The organism is Pseudomonas sp. AAC (genome assembly GCF_000725445.1).
Classification (GTDB): Bacteria; Pseudomonadota; Gammaproteobacteria; order Pseudomonadales; family Pseudomonadaceae; genus Pseudomonas; species Pseudomonas citronellolis.
In genome coordinates, this window is record NZ_KL647098.1 from 501,855 (window position 1) to 518,568 (window position 16,714).

12 protein-coding genes and 1 pseudogene are annotated in these 16,714 nt (G+C 68.8%); 2 read left to right on the top strand and 11 right to left on the bottom strand.

Annotated features, from left to right (window positions below):
* Positions 1 to 432: 432 nt before the first annotated feature.
* The 5 genes from FG99_RS19815 to FG99_RS19835 form a co-directional block, all read right to left on the bottom strand.
* Entirely contained in the window at positions 433 to 1,425 is a 993-nt protein-coding gene (locus FG99_RS19815) for an Ldh family oxidoreductase (protein ID WP_043272004.1), read from the bottom strand.
* Between the two features lie 10 nt (positions 1,426 to 1,435).
* Positions 1,436 to 2,803 carry a DUF1329 domain-containing protein gene (locus tag FG99_RS19820; protein WP_043272005.1) on the bottom strand — a complete coding sequence of 456 codons (1,368 nt, stop codon included), beginning with the start codon at positions 2,801 to 2,803 and terminating at the stop codon, positions 1,436 to 1,438.
* A gap of 10 nt (positions 2,804 to 2,813) precedes the next feature.
* Positions 2,814 to 4,619, bottom strand: a complete 1,806-nt coding sequence (locus FG99_RS19825) for a DUF1302 domain-containing protein (protein ID WP_043272007.1) — start codon at positions 4,617 to 4,619, stop codon at positions 2,814 to 2,816.
* 163 nt (positions 4,620 to 4,782) lie between these two features.
* The gene (locus tag FG99_RS30845; protein ID WP_161796256.1) at positions 4,783 to 5,862 is read right to left on the bottom strand and encodes an AraC family transcriptional regulator; all 1,080 of its coding nucleotides are present in this window, start codon (positions 5,860 to 5,862) and stop codon (positions 4,783 to 4,785) included.
* Positions 5,863 to 5,933: 71 nt separating this feature from the next.
* On the bottom strand, positions 5,934 to 6,587 hold the full coding sequence (locus FG99_RS19835; protein ID WP_009623032.1) for an NADPH-dependent F420 reductase: 654 nt from the start codon (positions 6,585 to 6,587) through the stop codon (positions 5,934 to 5,936).
* A gap of 153 nt (positions 6,588 to 6,740) precedes the next feature.
* Between FG99_RS19835 and FG99_RS19840 the strand changes: the two genes are divergently transcribed.
* The gene (locus tag FG99_RS19840) at positions 6,741 to 7,640 is read left to right on the top strand and encodes a LysR family transcriptional regulator (protein WP_043272009.1); all 900 of its coding nucleotides are present in this window, start codon (positions 6,741 to 6,743) and stop codon (positions 7,638 to 7,640) included.
* 66 nt (positions 7,641 to 7,706) lie between these two features.
* Here the strand turns inward: FG99_RS19840 and FG99_RS19845 are convergent, their stop codons facing one another.
* The 4 genes from FG99_RS19845 to FG99_RS19860 all read right to left on the bottom strand — a co-directional run bounded on the left by FG99_RS19845 (position 7,707) and on the right by FG99_RS19860 (position 14,022).
* The gene (locus FG99_RS19845) at positions 7,707 to 9,080 is read right to left on the bottom strand and encodes a DUF1329 domain-containing protein (RefSeq protein WP_043272010.1); all 1,374 of its coding nucleotides are present in this window, start codon (positions 9,078 to 9,080) and stop codon (positions 7,707 to 7,709) included.
* A 13-nt stretch (positions 9,081 to 9,093) separates the two neighbouring features.
* A complete protein-coding gene (locus tag FG99_RS19850) occupies positions 9,094 to 10,905 on the bottom strand; it encodes a DUF1302 domain-containing protein (RefSeq protein WP_043272011.1) in 1,812 nt (603 codons plus the stop codon).
* Positions 10,906 to 11,009: 104 nt separating this feature from the next.
* A complete protein-coding gene (locus FG99_RS19855; RefSeq protein ID WP_043272012.1) occupies positions 11,010 to 12,455 on the bottom strand; it encodes an aldehyde dehydrogenase family protein in 1,446 nt (481 codons plus the stop codon).
* Positions 12,456 to 12,537: 82 nt separating this feature from the next.
* Entirely contained in the window at positions 12,538 to 14,022 is a 1,485-nt protein-coding gene (locus tag FG99_RS19860) for a flavin-containing monooxygenase (protein WP_043272013.1), read from the bottom strand.
* A 169-nt stretch (positions 14,023 to 14,191) separates the two neighbouring features.
* On the opposite strand from FG99_RS19860, the gene FG99_RS19865 reads away from it, so the two are divergent.
* Positions 14,192 to 14,788, top strand: coding sequence for a TetR/AcrR family transcriptional regulator (locus FG99_RS19865; protein ID WP_009623041.1), 597 nt, complete (start codon positions 14,192 to 14,194; stop codon positions 14,786 to 14,788).
* A gap of 36 nt (positions 14,789 to 14,824) precedes the next feature.
* Here FG99_RS19865 and FG99_RS19870 read toward each other — a convergent pair whose 3' ends face one another.
* Positions 14,825 to 15,685 carry an SDR family NAD(P)-dependent oxidoreductase gene (locus tag FG99_RS19870; RefSeq protein WP_081884676.1) on the bottom strand — a complete coding sequence of 287 codons (861 nt, stop codon included), beginning with the start codon at positions 15,683 to 15,685 and terminating at the stop codon, positions 14,825 to 14,827.
* A gap of 100 nt (positions 15,686 to 15,785) precedes the next feature.
* Positions 15,786 to 15,890, bottom strand: a pseudogene (locus tag FG99_RS32925) (DUF1329 domain-containing protein); the annotation flags it as partial.
* Between the last annotated feature and the right edge of the window lie 824 nt (positions 15,891 to 16,714).

Sequence of the window (16,714 nt, forward strand, 5' to 3'; positions counted from 1 at the left end):
TGAAAACGCCGTTTCCCAGGGGTGGGAAACGGCGTTTGTGCGCTGCTTTTCGTAGGATGGGTTGAGCCTTGGCGAAACCCATGCGGTCGTGGCGATGGGTATCGCTTCGCTCAACCCATCCTACGTTGGTGTATTCCTGCAGTTGTAGGAGCGAGCTTGCTCGCGAAAGGTGTTCGCCGGTGGTTGCGGTGTGCTGGGTGGACTCCGCCCCTCTCCCCAACCCTCTCCCTAAAGGGAGAGGGGGCTGTCCTGAGCGGATTTGGGGCTTGGTGTCATCCTGGAACAACGGAGGTTTCAAGAGCGAAAGGAGTATCAGGATAACTGCTGACTTCCCGCACACACCGAACGGCCCCCTCTCCCTTCAGGGAGAGGGCTGGGGAGAGGGTTGCGGACGTCAACACCGCTCCAGCGCCAAACCATACTCCCCTTCCCTCACCCTCCAGTCCCAGCGACCTTCACCAGAGCCTGATACACCACCTCCTCCACCTCGACACGCCCCTCCGCCAGCCGCCGCTCACGCTCCGCCGCCGACCGCTCGAACGGCACCCTCACCGGCCTACCCTCCTCCAGCGGACGAGTCGCACGCAGGCTTTCCAGATACTCGCCCACCCTCTGCCGGAACGCCTCGCGCTCGCCGAACAGGCCGGGGTCCACCACCAGCAGGAAGAAGCCGCAGTCGCGCAGCCCTTCGGGGGCCGCCGCGGCGCCGCAGAGCATGCCCAGCAGCTGCACCACCAGCGCCAGGCCCGAGCCCTTGTGGCCGCCCCAGACGCTGAAGGCGCCGGCCAGGGCTTCGGCCGGTTCGCGGGTCGGCTGGCCTTGCCCGTCGAAGGCCAGGCCCGGCGCCAGCTGCTCGCCCAGGCGCAGCTTCAGCAGCACCTCGGCGAGCATCACGCTGGAGGTGCCGATGTCCCAGATCATCGGCGCCGCCGGGGTGGGGAAGCCGAAGGCGATGGGGTTGGTGCCGAAGCGCTTTTCGGTGCCGCCGTGGGGCGCCACTATGTGCCCGCCGCTGCCGGCGATCATGCCGGCGAAGCCGGCGCCGGTGACCTGTTCCAGGTAGTAGGAGAACATCCCCGTGTACCAGGTCTGGCGGGCGCCGACCACGGCCACGCCGCTGTCGCGGGCCTTGGCGATGGCCAGGTCGGTGGCGCGCTGGGCGACCAGGTAGCCGACCTGGTCGCCGCCGTCGATGGCCGCCGACACCGCGCTTTCCCGCTCGATGCGGATCGGCCGCGGCGGCGTGGGGCTGGCGGCGATCCGCTCGATGATCGACAGCGCCCGCGGCAGGCCGCCATAGGACAGCCCGCGCAGTTCGCAGTCGATCAGGTGGTCGGCGATCACCCTCGCCTCTTCGGCGCTGTGGCCGCAACCGCGCATGCCGGCTTCGGCCAGTTCGCGGGCCTGCTGGATACTCAGAAACATATCGCCTCCCTTAGCGCACGCCGTCGTTGCGCAGTGCTGCTGTACTGAAGTCACTGGAAGAAAGCTCGATCCCGTATTGCACAGGCGCCTTTTCCTCGTTGCCCAGGCCGATGGCGATGTAGCGCCCGGCGATCAGGTCATACAAGGCTTCCAGGGCGTACACCGGGATCTGCTTGTCGTACTGCTGGTACAACTGCGCCTCGCCCACCCGCCAGAGCTGGCCGCGGCCGTCGTAGAGCTCCGACTCGGCGATCTGCCAGCTGTCCTCGTCGAGGTAGAAGCGGCGCTTGGCGTAGATGTTGCGCTCGCCGCTCTTCAGGCTCGCTTCCACCACCCACACGCGGTGCAGCTCGTAGCGCGTCAGGTCCTGGTTGATGTGCCCGGGCTTGAGGATGTCGGCGTATTTCAGCTGCGGCGAGGCCAGCCGGTAGTTGTTGTAGGGAATGTAGATTTCCCGCTTGCCCAGCAGCTTCCACTCGTAGCGGTCCGGCGCGCCGTTGAACATGTCCAGGTTGTCCGAGGTGCGCAGGCCGTCGGCGGCGGTGCCGGGGCCGTCGTAGGCGATCTGCGGGGCGCGCCGCACGCGGCGCTGGCCGGCGTTGTAGACCCAGGCCAGGCGCGGCTCCTTAACCTGGTCGATGGTCTCGGCCACCAGCGACACGTTGCCGGCCAGGCGCGCCGGCGCGGTGACCTTCTGCTTGTAGTAGAAGAGCAGGTTGGCCGCCTTGTCCGCCGGCAGGTCGGACAGGCCGTCGGGCATGGCGATCTCGTCCTCGAAGTTGACCAGGCTGTATTCGCCATTGGTCTGCGGCGCCGCCTGCACGATGGAGCGCCGCAAGGTGCCGCCGCGGTAGCGGGTGATGTGGTTCCAGATCACCTCCAGGCCGTTGTGCGGGATGGGGAAGGCGTAATAGCGGCTGTCGGTGAAGTCGGCCAGGCCGCTGCCGCCCTCCACCAGCCTGGTGCGCTGGGCGCTGACCTTGGCCAGGTCGTAGATCTTCTGCGGCAGCGCCGCGCTGCGGTGGCTGCTGTACACCGGGATGCGGTAGCTGTCCGGGTAGCGCTGGAACAGCGCCAGCTGGCCCTCGGTGAGTTTGCCGCGGTACTGCTGCAGGTTCTGCGCGGTGATCACGAACAGCGGCTTCTCGCCGGCATAGGGGTCGCCGACGAAGCCGCCGGCGGCGATCGGCGCGGCATCGGTCGGCAGGCCGCCGGTCCACGCCGGGATGCTGCCGTCGGCGTTGCCGGCCTTCTCCGCGCCCAGCGGGGTGAGGCTGCTACCGAGTTTGGCGGCCTCGTCGGGGGTGGCCGCGGCCAGCACGCTGGTGGCCAGCAGGGAAAGGGTCAGGGAAGCGAACCATCGGGTTGTTGCACGCATCTGTGGCTCCTCAGAAGTTCACGCCGAAGCTGAGCGCGAGGAAGTCGCGATCGCCCTGGGTGTTGTACTTGCCGTCGAAGAAGTTGGTGTAGGAAAGGCTGGCCGTGTAGGTGTTCAGGTAGTCCGCGTCCAGGCCGACGCTGGCGGCCTTGGCGCCCTGGTTGAACTGCCCGTTGGGGCCGTAGCCGTCGACGTCCTGGGACCAGGCCAGGTTGGGCTTGAGGTTCACCCCGGCGAACACGTTGTTGTAGTCCCACAGCGCGCGCACGCGGTAGCCCCAGGAGTCGCGGGTGACGAAGCCGGCGGTGCCGAACTCGGCGCGCTGCGCCGGGTCGTCGACGCTGCCGAAGTTGGGGTCGCGGCCGTAGCGCAGGTCGTGGGTGCTCTCCAGGCCGCCGACGTGGTCGTAGGCCACCTCGCCCACCAGGGTCAGGCGCTCGGCGCCCATCACCTGGTCGAAGAAGTGGGTGAAGGTGGTCTGCAGTTGGGTGATCTCCTTGCGCCGGTAGCCCTGGTTGTAGGCGCCCTCGCTGGTGGGGATGGTTGGCGAGGCGAGGCCGCCGCTGATGGGGTTGAGCAGCGCCCGCGGCAGGTCGGTGGTGTTGATCTGCAGCGGCGCGTTGGGCCGGTAGCTGATCTCGCCGCTCCAGGCGGTGCCGGTGGGCAGCGTGGTGGCGAAGCTCAGGCCGTAGAGGCGGATGTTTTCCGGGTATTCGAGGAAATACTGGCCGGTGCCCAGCGCGGCGCTCTGCAGCAGGCCGCCGGCCAGGGGCCCTGCGGCAGCGTTGAAGGCCGGGTTGGCGGCCACCGCGAGCAGGCCGCTGGGCGTCCGGGTGGAGAGGAACGGCGTGCGGCTGTGGTAGTTGATGAAGTAGCCGCCGTACTCGACGTTGTCGGTCTGCCAGCGCAGGGCCAGGCCCCACTGCCCGGAGTCGCGCGCCTCGCGGTCCTTGCCGCGGGGGATGGCGACGCCCTCGGCGTCGACGTCGAAGCCGATGCCGAAGGCCCGCGCCAGGGGCTCCAGGGGCGCGATGGCCGGCGAGCCGACGCGGTTGTTGTCGTTGCAGCCCTTGGCCACCACGTCGGAGCTGGAGAAGAAGGTGCCGCAGTTGTCGACCACGGTCTTCTGCCATTCCAGCTGGTAGAAGCCGTCGACGCTCAGCGAGTCGCCGAGGCTCTGCGACAGCGAGAGCATGTTCACCGGGATCAGCGCTTCCTTGACCTCGGCGCCGGGGCGGCGCAGGGCGGAAACGTCCACCGGGTTGATGGCGTTGATGCCGTTGGCGATGAAGGTGCTCTCGCCCCAGCTCACCACCTGCTTGCCCAGGCGCACCGCGCCGGGCTGCCCGCCGATGTCGTAGTTGCGGTAGACGAAGGCGTCGAGGATTTCGCCGCCGGAGGCCTTGGCGCCCTCGTCGCGGCCGTGGTCGTCGATGTCCTTCCAGGGCCGGTTTTCGTCCTTGAGTTCGAAGTCGTACCAGTAGCGGCCGCGCAGCAGCGCGCCGTAGTCGCCGTACTTCAGCTCCAGGTCGTGGATGCCTTTGAAGATCTTCGAGAAGGTCTCGCCGCGCTTGAAGTTGAGGCGGCCGTCGTCGCCGGTGGCGGTCGGGCCGCGCCCGCCGTTGTTGATGCCGACCAGGTTCCTGTCGATTTTCGAGGTCCCCCAGCTGGCGCCGAAGGAAAGCGAGGAGTCGAGCTGGCCTTCGATCTCGCCGAGGGTGAAGTTGTAGGCATGGGCGGGGGCGGCCAATCCCAGTACGACCGAGAAGGTCAGTACCTGCGACGCAAGGTTGGCCTGCCGATTTGTTCTTGTCATTCGGCGCTCCTGAGGCTGGGCCTCTTATTGTTCTGGCACCGCCCGCCTGGCCGGCGGGGGTGTGGCAGAACGATAGGGCCAGGCCCGGGGCGCAACTAGGACCGCCCGCGACGCCCAGGGGACCGAAGACGACAGTCGAAGGCGGTCGCTGCCAGCCGGGCCCTCAGCCCTTCTGCGAACGCCGGAAGACGCTGGGCGACATGCCGGCCCAGCGGCTGAAGGCCCGGGTGAAGGCGCGCCGTTCGGAGAAACCGAGGCGCTCGCTGATGCTGTCCAGGTCCAGGTCGGTTTCGCGCAGCAGCTTGCTGGCCTGGCGGAAGCGCAGGCGCGCCTGCAGCGCGGCGAAGCTCTCGCCCTCGCTCTGCAGGCGCCGCTGCAGGGTGCGCACCTGCATGCCGAGTTCCTCGGCGCTGCCCTCGATGCCCAGGCTGAGCAAGGCCGGGCGCTCGCCGAAGAGCCGTTCCAGCTGGCCGCTGATGCCTACCTGCGAGGTCAGCCGGGAAACCCGTTGCTCGATGCTCACCTCGGCCTGCCGATGCAGTTCGGGCAAGGCGCCGAACAGCGGCTGGTCGAGCAGTTCGCGGGGCAGCACGATGGCGTTGCAGGGCTGCTCGAAACGCACTTCGGCAGCGAAGTGGCGGGCATAGAGTTCGCCATACTCCGGCGCGGCATGGCGCACCAGCACGCGTTCCACGGCGTTGCGGCCGATCAGCGTGCGGGTGAAGCGCAGCATCGAGGCCAGCCAGGCCTCGGTGAAGTAGCGCGTCGGCGCCGGCCAGGCCTGGTAGTCGCCCAGGTCGATACGCAGCTGGGCGTAGCGGCTGCTTTCGTGCAGGGTCATGCGCAGGCTCTGGCTCATCAGCTCGCTGACCCAGTCCAGCGCGCGCAGCGCCTTGCGCAGCGTGGTGCAGGTGGCCAGGTAGGTCTCGATCTCGGGGATCGAGCCGAAGGCGAAGGACTCGCCGAAGACGAAGGGGAAATGCTCGCCACGCGCCCTGGCCGCCTCGGAGCGGGCGACGCAGGCCTCGATCAGCCGGCTGGACTGGGCCAGGCTGATGCTGACCTCGTTGAGGCGGATGCCATCCACCCGCACGCCGATCTCGCGGAGGATGGGGTCGATGGCGAAACCGCAGCGCGCCGCTGCCTGGATCCAGCTGGGCAGCGGTACGAAAGCGATCTTTTCCTGCGGCGAAACAGGCCGGGAGGGCCTGGCGGCGGGCGGTGCGGAGGGACTCTTGGGCATGCCGCCCATACTATCGGAGTCACTCTGGGCAAACCAGAATCCCCCGCGCCAGAGCCCTCCCCCGCGCCGCGTCAGCTGCGCCAGGCGCCTTCGGCCTGGTTGGGCCCGGTATCGGCCAGCGCGGCGCGCAGGCCGGCGCTGTCCAGGCGCCGGCAGTAGGCCGGGCGGGCGCGTTCGAAACGCCAGCCCTCGGCTAGGGGGCCGGCGTCGACCACGTCGTAGCCGAAGCGCTCGTGCAGTTCAGCGGCCGCCTGCTTGGCCTGCGCATCGTCCCCGGCGATCGGCAGCGCGCGGCGGTCGGCGGCGCCGGCGGGCCGCGCGTCGGCCACCAGGTCGCGTTCGAGGATGGCGTTGAAGGCCTTGACCACGCGGGCGCCTTGCAGGTGCTGCGCCAGCAGTTCGCTGGTGGTGGTCGCCTGGCTGTCCAGCTCGGCGAACTGGCCGTCGCGCTGCGGGTAGTAGTTGTTGGCGTCCAGCACGATCTTGCCGGCGAAGGCCTGGGCCGGCAGCTCGCGGTAGCGGCCGAAGGGTATGGCCAGCAGCAACAGGTCGCCGAAGCTGGCGGCCTGCTCCACGCTGCCGATCCGGCAGCCCAGGGCGATCATGGTGCTGGTCAATGTGTGCGGGCCACGGGAGTTGCTGAGCATCACCTCGTAGCCGTTCTTCACGCCCAGTTCTGCCAGGGCGCGGCCGATGAAGCCCGCCCCGATGATTCCGATACGCATCGCCTGTCTCCCGTTGTCCGTTCTCGGTGGGGGGCGGCTGGCGCTTGCCAGCCAACCCGGAAGCCAGGATGCTATTTGAAACTTGGAGGCGGAAAAATCGGCCTCCATTTGCAACTGCCGAAACCATTGGTTTTGAATCGCGAGTTTTGAATCATGGATCGTCTGCAAAGCATGGCGGTATTCGTCAAGGCCGCCGACAGCGGCTCCTTCTCCGCCGCCGGCGCGGCCCTGGGCATGTCCTCGCAGATGGTCGGCAAGCACGTCGGCGCACTGGAGGAGCGCCTGGGCGTCAAGCTGCTCAACCGCACCACCCGCCGGCAGAGCCTCACCGAGGTCGGCCAGCAGTACTACGAACGCTGCAAGCTGGTGCTGGCCGAGGCGGAAGCGGCCGACGCCCTGGCCCTGAACCACAGCGCGGTGCCGCGCGGGCGCCTGCGCATCAGCGCTCCGGTGACCTACGGCACCTACTGCCTGCTGCCGCTGCTCGGCCGCTACCTGCGCGCGCACCCCGAGGTGCAGGTGGAACTGTCGCTCAACGACCGCCTGGTGGACCTGATCGACGACGGCTTCGAGGCGGTCATCCGCATCGGCACCCTGGGCGACTCCAGCCTGGTGGCCCGGCCGCTGGCGCCCTACCGGCTGGTGGCCTGCGCCTCGCCGGACTACCTGGCCGAGCACGGCACGCCACATGCCCCGGCCGAGCTGGCCCGGCACCAGTGCCTGGGCTTCACCTTCCAATCGCCCGCAGCGGCCAGCGACTGGCTGATGCTCGACAGCGAAAGCCTGCAGTACTTCTCCCGCGGCAGCCGCTTCCAGGTCAACGACGCGCGCGCCCAGCGAGCCGCGGCGCGCGACGGCTTGGGCATCCTCCTCGGCGCCGAGGCGATGCTCGCCGAAGACCTGCGCCGGGGCAGCCTGGTGCGGCTGTTCCCCCAGCTGCAGATGCCGGCGCGGCCGGTGCACCTGCTGTACGCCAGCGACCGGCGCATGCCGCCGAAGCTGCGCAGCTTCGTCGACCTGGTAGTGGCGGAGCTTGGCGCCGGCCAGGCCTGAACGCCACGCTGGCGAGCAAGGCGCCACCGCCCTGCCCGCTTGCGCGCGCAGGGCGGTGGCCGGGTTTCAGCGCACCCCGGTGCTGCGCAGCGCCGAGGGGGTGAAGTCGGCCGGCGAGGCCTTGAGGTCGAACTGCACGAAGGTCTTCTCCTCGTTGCTCAGGCCGGTGACGATGTAGCGCCCGGCGATCAGGTCGTCGAGTTCCTCGAAGGCGTAGGCCGGCACTTCGCGCTGGTAGTAGGGCATCAGCATGGCGCGGCCGACCCGCCACAGCTGGCCGCGGCCGTCGTAGAGGTCGGACATCGCGATCTGCCAGCTGTCCTCGTCGAGGTAGAAGCGGCGCTTGGCGTAGATGTTGCGCTCGCCGCTCTTCAGCGTCGCCTCCACCACCCACACCCGGTGCAGTTCGTAGCGCGCCAGCTCCGGGTTGGTGTGGCCGGCCTTGAGGATGTCGGCGTACTTCACCGTCGGCGCGGCCAGGCGGAAGTTGTTGTAGGGGATGTACAGCTCCTTCTTGCCGATCAGCTTCCAGTCGTAACGGTCCGGCGCGCCGTTGTACATGTCGAAGTTGTCCGAGGTGCGCAGGCCGTCGGCGGCGGTGCCGGGGCCGTCGTAGGCCACCTGCGGGGCGCGGCGCACGCGGCGCTGGCCGGCGTTGTAGATCCAGGCCATGCGCGGCTGCTTCACCTGGTCGAGGAAGTCGTGCACCAGCAGCACGTTGCCGGCCAGGCGCGCCGGCGCGGTGATCTGCTGCTTGAAGTACAGCAGCGCGTTGGCGGCGGTGTCCGCCGGCAGGTCGGGCATCTTGTCGGGGAAGGCCACCTCGTCCTCGAAGTTGACCAGGCTGTAGCTGCCGTTGACCTGCGGCGCGGCCTGCACGTACAGGCGCCGCAGGTTGCCGCCGCGGTAGCGGGTGATGTGGTTCCACACCACTTCCAGGCCGTCGTGGGGGATGGGGAAGGCGTAGTAGCGGCTGTCGGTGAAGCCTTCCAGGCCGTTGCCGCTGGGGATCAGGCGGGTCTTCTGGGCGCTGACCTTCGCCGCCGCGTAGATCGCCTCGGGCACCGCGTTGGAGCGGTGGCTGGTGTACACCGGCATGCGGTAGCTGTCCGGGTAGCGCTGGAACATCGCCAGCTGCCCCTCGGACAGGCGCGCGCGGTACTGCTCGAGGTTCTTCGCGGTGATGGTGAACAGCGGCTGCTCGCCGGCGTAGGGGTCGCCGAGGAAGCCATTGGCGGTCACCGGCGCGGCGTCGGGCTTGAGGCCGCCGGTCCAGGCCGGGATGCTGCCGTCGGCGTTGCCGGCCTTCTCCGCGCCCAGCGGCGTCAGCGAAGTGCCGAGCTTGGCCAGCTCGTCCGGCGTGGCCGCCGCCAGCGCGTGGCCCGCCAGCAGGCTCAGGACCAGGGCGATGCCGTGCAACTGTATCTTGGGCTTGTTCATGCAGGGTCCCTCCTCAGAAGTTCACGCCGAAGCTGAGCGCGACGAAGTCGCGGTCGCTGATGGTGTTGTAATCGCCGCCGAAGAAGTTGGTGTAGGAAAGGCTGGCGGTGTAGGTGTTCTGGTAGTCGGCGTCCAGGCCGATGCTGGCGGCCTTGCTGCCCTCGTTGAACACCGGACCGTAGCCGTCGACGTCGTGGGACCAGGCCAGGTTGGGCTTAAGGTTGATGCCGGCGATGACGTTGGGGTAGTCCCAGATGGCCCGCGCGCGGTAGCCCCAGGACGACGAGGTGTAGAAGCCGTGGCTGCCGTAGCGGCTGGCCGCCGCCGGGTTTTCCGGCACGCCGTAGACGGCGTCGCGGCCGTAGCGCTCGCCGACGTCGTCGGTCATGCCGCCGACGTAGGTCAGGCCCAGCTCGCCCACCAGGGTCAGGCGCTCGGCGCCCATCACCTGGTCGAAGAACTGGGTGAAGGTGGTCTGCGCCTGGGTGACTTCCTTGCGGATGTAGCCGTGGCTGACCTGCCCGGCCGCCCCCAGCGCGCCGGCCACGCCGCCGCTGGCGAAGCCGCCGGCCACGGTGGTGGCCAGCAACGGGGTGAGGTCGGTGGTGTTGGTCTGCAGCGGCATGTTCGGCCGGTAGCTGATCTCGCCGCTCCAGGCGGTGCCGGTGGGCAGCGTGGTGGAGAAGCTCAGGCCGTACAGGCGGATGTCCTCGGGGTATTCGAGGAAGTAGCTGCCGCGGCCGAGCAGGATCGGCTGGGCCAGCGCCGCGGTGGCCGGGCTGGAAAGCGCCAGCAGGGCATTGCCGATGTCGCCGCGGTTGGCGTTCTGCATGCTGACGATGGGCGTGCGGCTGTGGTAGTTCATGAAGTAGGCGCCGTACTCGGTGTTGTCGCCCAGCCAGCGCAGGGCCAGGCCCCACTGCCCGGAGTCACGCGCGTCGCGGTCGGCGCCGCGCGGCACCATCAGGCCCTCGGGGGTGACGGTGACGCCCAGGGAGTTGAGCACGGCCTTGGTCGCCGGCGCGTTGAGCGCGTTGACCGAGGCCGGGTCGAGGATGTTGTAGTTGTTCCGGCAGCCGTCGGCGGCCACGTCGGTGGTGGAGAAGAAGGTACCGCAGTTGTCGATGACGGTCTGGTCCCACTCCAGCTGGTAGAAGGCTTCCATCGACAGCTGGTCGGTCAGGCCCTGGGAGATGAAGGCCATGTTCACCGGGATCAGGCCTTCCTTGATCTCGGCGCCGGGGCGGCGGAAGGCGGCGACGTCGATGGGGTTGATGCTGTTGATCGAGTTGAGGATGAAGGTGCTCTCGCCCCAGCTCACCACCTGCTTGCCCAGGCGCACGCTGCCGGGCTTCTCGGCGATGCTGTAGTTGTAGTAGCCGAAGGCGTCGAGCAGCTGGAAGCCGGAGGACTTGGCGCCCTCCTTGCGGCCGTGGTCGTCGATGTCCTTCCACTGGCGGCTTTCGTCCTTGAGCTCGAAGTCGTACCAGTACTTGCCGCGGGTGAAGACGCCGAAGTCGCCGTACTTCAGCTCCAGGTCGTGGATGCCCTTGAAGATCTTCGAGAAGGTCTCGCCCTTTTTGAAGTTCAGCCGGCCGTCGTCGTTGGTCTGGGTGAAGCCGTGGCCGCCGTTGGCCGCGCCGATCAGGTCCTGCTTGGGACTCTGGGTGCTCCAGCTGGCGCCGATGGACAGCGAGGAGTCGAACTGCCCCTGGATCTCGCCGATGTTGAAATTGACCGCCGAGGCCTCGGCACTGACGCCGACGCCCACCACCACCGCCAGTATCTTCGGGCTGAAGCCGGCGAACCTTATTGTTCTTATCATTTGGCGCTCCTTGATGGATGACTCGATCCACGTCCGCCGCGGCCCGGCCGCGGCGGGGTTGGCATGTGCCGCGCGGCCCGCCGGGCCGGCGCGAACCCCTCCCCTCAACCGCCGGTGGCAGCGGCGATCAGGGCGTCGGCCAGTTCGCCGTAGGGGGCGAACATGGCGCGTACCAGGTCGTCTTGGCCGCGCTCGACCACCGAGCGCAGGTTGGAGAATTCGAGGAAGCCTTCATGGCCGTGGTGGCGCCCGCTGCCGCTCTTGCCGATGCCGCCGAACGGCAGGCTGGGCACCGCGGCCTGCAGCGCCGCGCAGTTGATGCAGGCGCCGCCGGAAACGGTGCGGCCGAGCACCCGGTGGGCGCTGGCCGGGTGGGCCGAGAACACGTAGATACCCAGCGGCCGCTCGTGGGCGTTGACGTAGGCGATGGCCTGGTCCAGCTCGCGGTAGGTCAGCACCGGCAGGATCGGACCGAAGATCTCCCGCTGCATCAGCTGCATGCCGTCGTCCACGTCCAGGGCCAGGGTGAAGGGCAGGCGCCGCGCCTGCGGCTGTGCCTCGCCGCCGAACTGCACCAGGCTGGCGCCCCTGGCGCGGGCGTCGTCGAGGTAGCCAAGCAGACGCTGCAGGTGCCGCGCGTTGATGATGCCGGTGGTGTCGGCGCGGCTGGCATAGCCCGGCAGGCGGCTGTCCAGCAAGGTGCCGACCATCTGGACGAAACGCTCGCGGTCATCCTCGTGGACCAGCACGTAGTCCACGGTCACGCACATCTGCCCGTTCTTGATGGTCTTGCAGCCGACGATCTGCTCCACCGCGGCTTCGTCCAGGCCGCCGGGGGCGATGATCGCCGGGCACTTGCCGCCCAGCTCCAGGGTCACCGGCACCAGGTTGTGCGCCGCGGCCACCGCCACCTGACGGCCGACCTCGGTGCTGCCGGTGTACATCAGGTGGTCCCAGGGCTGTTCGGCGAAGGCCCGGGCCAGGTCGAGGCCGCCGGCCACGGCGGTGAGCTGCTCGGCGTCGAAGTGGCTGGCGAGCATCTCCAGCAGCAGTTCGCTGCAGGCCGGGGCCAGGTCGGAAGGCTTGACGATCACCCGGTTGCCGGCGGCGAGCATCTCCACCACCGGCCCCAGGCCGATGTCGAAGGGGAAGTTCCACGGCGCCATGTTGCCGATCACGCCCTTGGGCTGCGGCTGCACATAGGCGTTGGCGCTGCCGTACAGGGCCGGGTCCAGGGCCCGCGCCTGGGGCTTCATCCAGCTCACCAGGTGCTCGGCGGCGTACTGCGCGCGCCCCGCCACGCCCAGGCATTCCACCAGGTCGGCGAACTGCCGCGGGTGGCTGCCGAAGTCGCTGGCGATGGCCTCCTGGATGCGCGTGCGGTTGGCCAGCAGCATGTTCGCCAGGGTGCCGAGCAGCGCCAGGCGCTGGGCCAGGCTGGGCATCGGCTCGGCGAGGAAGGCGCGGCGCTGGGCGGCGAGCAGCCGCTGCAGTTCGGCGATCTGTGCCGCGTCGCCGGCGCCGGGGGTTTCACGTTCGATAAAGGCCATGGTCGTTCCTTCGCAGTCTGGTAGCGGGCCCGGCTGTGGCGCCGGCCCTGGTCATCGTCACGGGAAGCTGCAGCGGCGCGGCTCAGGTGCCGGGTTGCAGGGCCTCCCCGGCCGGCGTGGCGCGGTGGAACTTCAGGTTGCGCTGGGCCAGGCGACCGAAACGCATGTCCAGCAGGTCGCCCAGGTAGCTCTGCTTCTGCCGCCAGGGCGCGCCCGGGCCCTGCTTGGGGAACAGCGGCGCGGCGCGCAGGATGTAGCCGGACTGCAGGTCCAGCAGCGGCGCGGCGGGCATCCGCGGGTCGTCCGCCTGGGCTACGCAGTGGCTGTAGCCCTTGCGCGCCATGTAGCGCAGCAGGCGGCAGACGTAGAGGGAGGCGAGGTCCGCGCGCAGCGTCCAGGACAGGTGGGTGTAGCCGACGCAGACCGCCGCGTTGGGCAGCCCGGACATCATCAGGCCCTTGTAGCTGTAGGTGTCGCCCACCGCGACCGGGCGCCCGTCGACCTCGAAGCGGATGCCGCCGCAAGGCACCAGCTCCAGGCCGGTGGCGGCGACCAGGATGTCCGCCGCCAGCTCCTGGCCCGAAGCCAGGCGCACGCCGTGCTCGCTGAAACCCTCGATGCGGTCGGTGACGATGGAGGCGCTGCCCTTGCGCAGGGCGCGGAACAGGTCGCCGTTGGGCACCAGGCACAGGCGCTGGTCCCAGGGCTGGTAGCTGGGCGCGAAGTGCGGGTCGAGGGGAAAGCCCTCGCCCAGGTAGCGGCGCATGCCGCTGCGGATCAGGCGCTTGGCCAGGTTCGGGCGGTGCCGGCAGAGGCGGTAGAGGAACATGCTCAGCAGCACGTTCTTGGCGCGCACCAGCTTGTGCGCCAGTTTCTCCGGCAGCAGCTTGCGCAGGACATCGGCCAGCGCGTCGGCGTCCGGCAGCGACAGTACGTAGGAAGGCGAGCGCTGCAGCATGGTGACGTGAGCCGCCTCGCCGGCCAGGCTCGGCACCAGGGTCACGGCGGTGGCGCCGCTGCCCACCACCACGATGCGCTTGCCCTGGTAGTCGAGGTCCTGCGGCCACTGCTGGGGGTGCACCAGGCGCCCCTTGAAGCGCTCGATGCCGGGGAACGCCGGCAGGTGGCCGGCGTCGTAGCGGTAGTAGCCGCTGCACAGGTAGAGGAAGTTGCAGGTGAAGCCGCGCAGCTGGCCGCCCACCTCGACCTGCAGCTGCCACAGCGCATGCTGCGACGACCAGGCCGCCGAGACGATGCGGTGGCCGAAGCGGATGTGCCGGTCGATGCCGAACTCCCGCGCGGTGTCGCGGATGTATTCGAGGATGCTGGCGCCGTCGGCGATGGCCTTGCCGGCCTTCCAGGGGCGGAAGGCATAGCCCAGGGTGAACATGTCCGAGTCCGAGCGCACGCCGGGGTAGCGGAACAGGTCCCAGGTGCCGCCGATGGATTCGCGCGCCTCCAGGATCGCCAGGCTGCGCTCCGGGCAACGCGTCTTCAGGTGGTAGCCGGCGCCTATGCCGGACAGCCCGGCGCCCACCACCAGTACATCGAAATGCTCGACCGACATCTGGATCTCCACGCTGTTGTCGTACCCCCGGCGCCGCCGGGGGATGCTTTTTTATGCGGTGAAGCGTCGCTAAGATGCAAAAACTCCGGCGCCTGCTTTAAGGTAGGCACCTTAAAACCGAATCTAAGGTGAACACCTTACAATGTCAACCGCCGAACAGGTGAAGCCCATGAAGCGCCAGAACACCCGGGAGCGCATCCTGGTCACGTGCCGCAAGCTGTTCAACACCAGCGGCGTGGCCGCCGTGACCACCGCGGCCATCGCCGAGGCGGTGGGCATCAACGAGGGCAACCTGTACTACTACTTCAAGAAGAAGGCCGACATCGTCAGCGAGCTGTTCGAGCAGTTCGCCGCCGAGCAGCTGCGCGTGGCCTCGCAGCAGGACGACCTGCACCTGTGGTTCCAGCTGATGTGGGAATGGCGCTTCTTCTACCGCGACAGCATGACCCTGTTCGCCCTCGACCCCAGCCTGCGCCCGCGCCTGCAGACGCTCTCCGACGAGGTCCAGGCCCACGGCCGCGCCAAGCTGCTGGCGATGATCGGCAGCGGGCGCATGAACCTGCGCGAGGAACAGGTGGAGGCGCTGCTGGAGAACGCCTGGATCGTCTCCACCTACTGGATCGAATACCTGCACTCGCGGCACGGCATCGTGCGCGTCACCCGCAAGCATCTGAACTGGGGCTACAACCAGATGGCGGCGCTGTTCGAGCCCTACCTGGTGCGCTCGCGCGACGTCCGCGCGGCCGCCGGCGAGCAGGCCGAGTGACGCGCGGGGCCGCTCGCCGGCCCCGCGCCCGGCGTCTCAGTCCGCCGCCTCCACCTTGTCCATGCGCGCCCGCATGATCCGCTGCATCAGCCGCGGCGACAGGCGCTGCAGCAGCCAGCCGACGCCCACCTCGCTGCGCGGAGTGACGCAGAACAGCCGCCCCTTGCTGATGTCCGTGAGCACGTCCGCCGCCACCCGGTCGGGCGACACGCCACGCCGCGCGTAGTACTCGACGGCCCGCGACTGCCGCTGCTCGGCGCCGGCCCCGCGCATGCGGGTGTTGCGGATGATGGCGGTGTCGATGGTGCCCGGGCAGAGGATGGTGACGTCGACGTTGCGCCCGGCCAGCTCCGCCGCCAGCGACTGCGACAGCCCCACCACCGCGTGCTTGGAGGCGCAATAGGGCGCGGTGCGCGGCATCGGGATCAGCCCGGCGCCGGAGGCGGTGTTGACGATGTGCCCGCGCCCGGGCTGCGCCAGCATGCGCGGCAGGAAGGCGTGGATGCCGTGCACCACGCCCATCAGGTTGACCTCGAAGACCCAGCGCCAGTCGGCCAGCTCGGTGTCCTCCACCCGCCCGGCATGGCCGACGCCGGCATTGTTGAACAGCAGGTCCACCCTGCCCTCGCGGGCATACACGCGCTCGGCGAAGGCCGCCAGCGCCGCGGCGTCGGTGACGTCCAGCGCCTCGCCGGCGGCATTGGACAACCCCTCGGCGACGCGCTGCGCCGCCGCGCCATCGACGTCGGTGCAGTACACCCGGGCGCCCAGCGCGCCCAGATGCTGGGCAATGGCCCGGCCGATACCCGAGCCGGCGCCGGTGACCACGGCGATCTTGTTGTTGTAATAGCTGGCCAGTTTCGACAACGCGGCATCCTCCTCAGGATCGTTCGCCATACGGCGCCGCTGCGCACACCCCGGCCATGCGCAAAGGCACGGCGGGCGGCGCAACGAGCCCCACGCCTAAGGTGATTACCTTAAAAAGTGCAAGAGGTCAAACCCGCCGCAGCTCGCCGCGGTTGTCGTACTGGTCGACCTTGGCGATTGCCCGGCTGTCCTCGTCGATTAAGAAGTGCCGCCTGGCGTAGACGTGCCTGGCGCCGGCTGATGGCCGGGGTGGTGTACGTGCCTGCCGATGGGAAGCGCTGATCACAGTCTTGCCGACTACGCCGAAACGCTTTTCGTAGGATGGGTTGAGCCTTGGCGAAACCCATGCGGCCGTGGCGATGGGTATCGCTTCGCTCAACCCATCCCACGACGCTCCAGGATTGGCCTGGGCACACGGCCATGGCCTCGGTGTATCGGCGGATAACCGCGAACGGTTATTCGCCCTACGCTCCCGGGAGCCTCCGTCGCAGGAGCAGCTGTCTTGCCGGCTGCGCCGAAACGCTTTTCGTAGGATGGGTTGAGCCTTGGCGAAACCCATGCGGTCGTGGCGATGGGTATCGCTTCGCTCAACGCCATCCTACGACGCTCCAGGGTTGGTCTGGGCACACGGCCATGGCCTCGGTGTATCGGCGGATAACCGCGAACGGTTATTCGCCCTACGCTTCCGGGAGCCTCCGTCGTAGGAGCAGCTGTCTTGCCGGCTGCGCCGAAGCGCTTTTCGTAGGATGGGTTGAGCCTTGGCGAAACCCATGCGGTCGTGGCGATGGGTATCGCTTCGCTCAACCCATCCCACGACGCTCCAGGATTGGCCTGGGCACACGGCCATGGCCTCGGTGTATCGGCGGATAACCGCGAACGGTTATTCGCCCTACGCTCCCGGGAGCCTCCGTCGTAGGAGCAGCTGTCTTGCCGGCTGCGCCGAAGCGCTTTTCGTAGGATGGGTTGAGCCTTGGCGAAACCCATGCGGTCGTGGCGATGGGTATCGCTTCGCTCAACCCATCCTACGACGCTGAGTGACGCGCGGGGCCGCTCGCCGGC

What these genes read in the sequence shown, in the direction of transcription:
- FG99_RS19855 (WP_043272012.1), bottom strand. Translation starts at nt 12,455, where the DNA reads ATGGCCTTTATCGAACGTGAAACCCCCGGCGCCGGCGACGCGGCACAG.
- FG99_RS19860 (WP_043272013.1), bottom strand. Translation starts at nt 14,022, where the DNA reads ATGTCGGTCGAGCATTTCGATGTACTGGTGGTGGGCGCCGGGCTGTCC.
- FG99_RS19865 (WP_009623041.1), top strand. Translation starts at nt 14,192, where the DNA reads ATGAAGCGCCAGAACACCCGGGAGCGCATCCTGGTCACGTGCCGCAAG.
- FG99_RS19835 (WP_009623032.1), bottom strand. Translation starts at nt 6,587, where the DNA reads ATGCGTATCGGAATCATCGGGGCGGGCTTCATCGGCCGCGCCCTGGCA.
- FG99_RS19820 (WP_043272005.1), bottom strand. Translation starts at nt 2,803, where the DNA reads ATGCGTGCAACAACCCGATGGTTCGCTTCCCTGACCCTTTCCCTGCTG.
- FG99_RS19845 (WP_043272010.1), bottom strand. Translation starts at nt 9,080, where the DNA reads ATGAACAAGCCCAAGATACAGTTGCACGGCATCGCCCTGGTCCTGAGC.
- FG99_RS19840 (WP_043272009.1), top strand. Translation starts at nt 6,741, where the DNA reads ATGGATCGTCTGCAAAGCATGGCGGTATTCGTCAAGGCCGCCGACAGC.
- FG99_RS19815 (WP_043272004.1), bottom strand. Translation starts at nt 1,425, where the DNA reads ATGTTTCTGAGTATCCAGCAGGCCCGCGAACTGGCCGAAGCCGGCATG.
- FG99_RS19825 (WP_043272007.1), bottom strand. Translation starts at nt 4,619, where the DNA reads ATGACAAGAACAAATCGGCAGGCCAACCTTGCGTCGCAGGTACTGACC.
- FG99_RS19870 (WP_081884676.1), bottom strand. Translation starts at nt 15,685, where the DNA reads ATGGCGAACGATCCTGAGGAGGATGCCGCGTTGTCGAAACTGGCCAGC.
- FG99_RS19850 (WP_043272011.1), bottom strand. Translation starts at nt 10,905, where the DNA reads ATGATAAGAACAATAAGGTTCGCCGGCTTCAGCCCGAAGATACTGGCG.
- FG99_RS30845 (WP_161796256.1), bottom strand. Translation starts at nt 5,862, where the DNA reads ATGCCCAAGAGTCCCTCCGCACCGCCCGCCGCCAGGCCCTCCCGGCCT.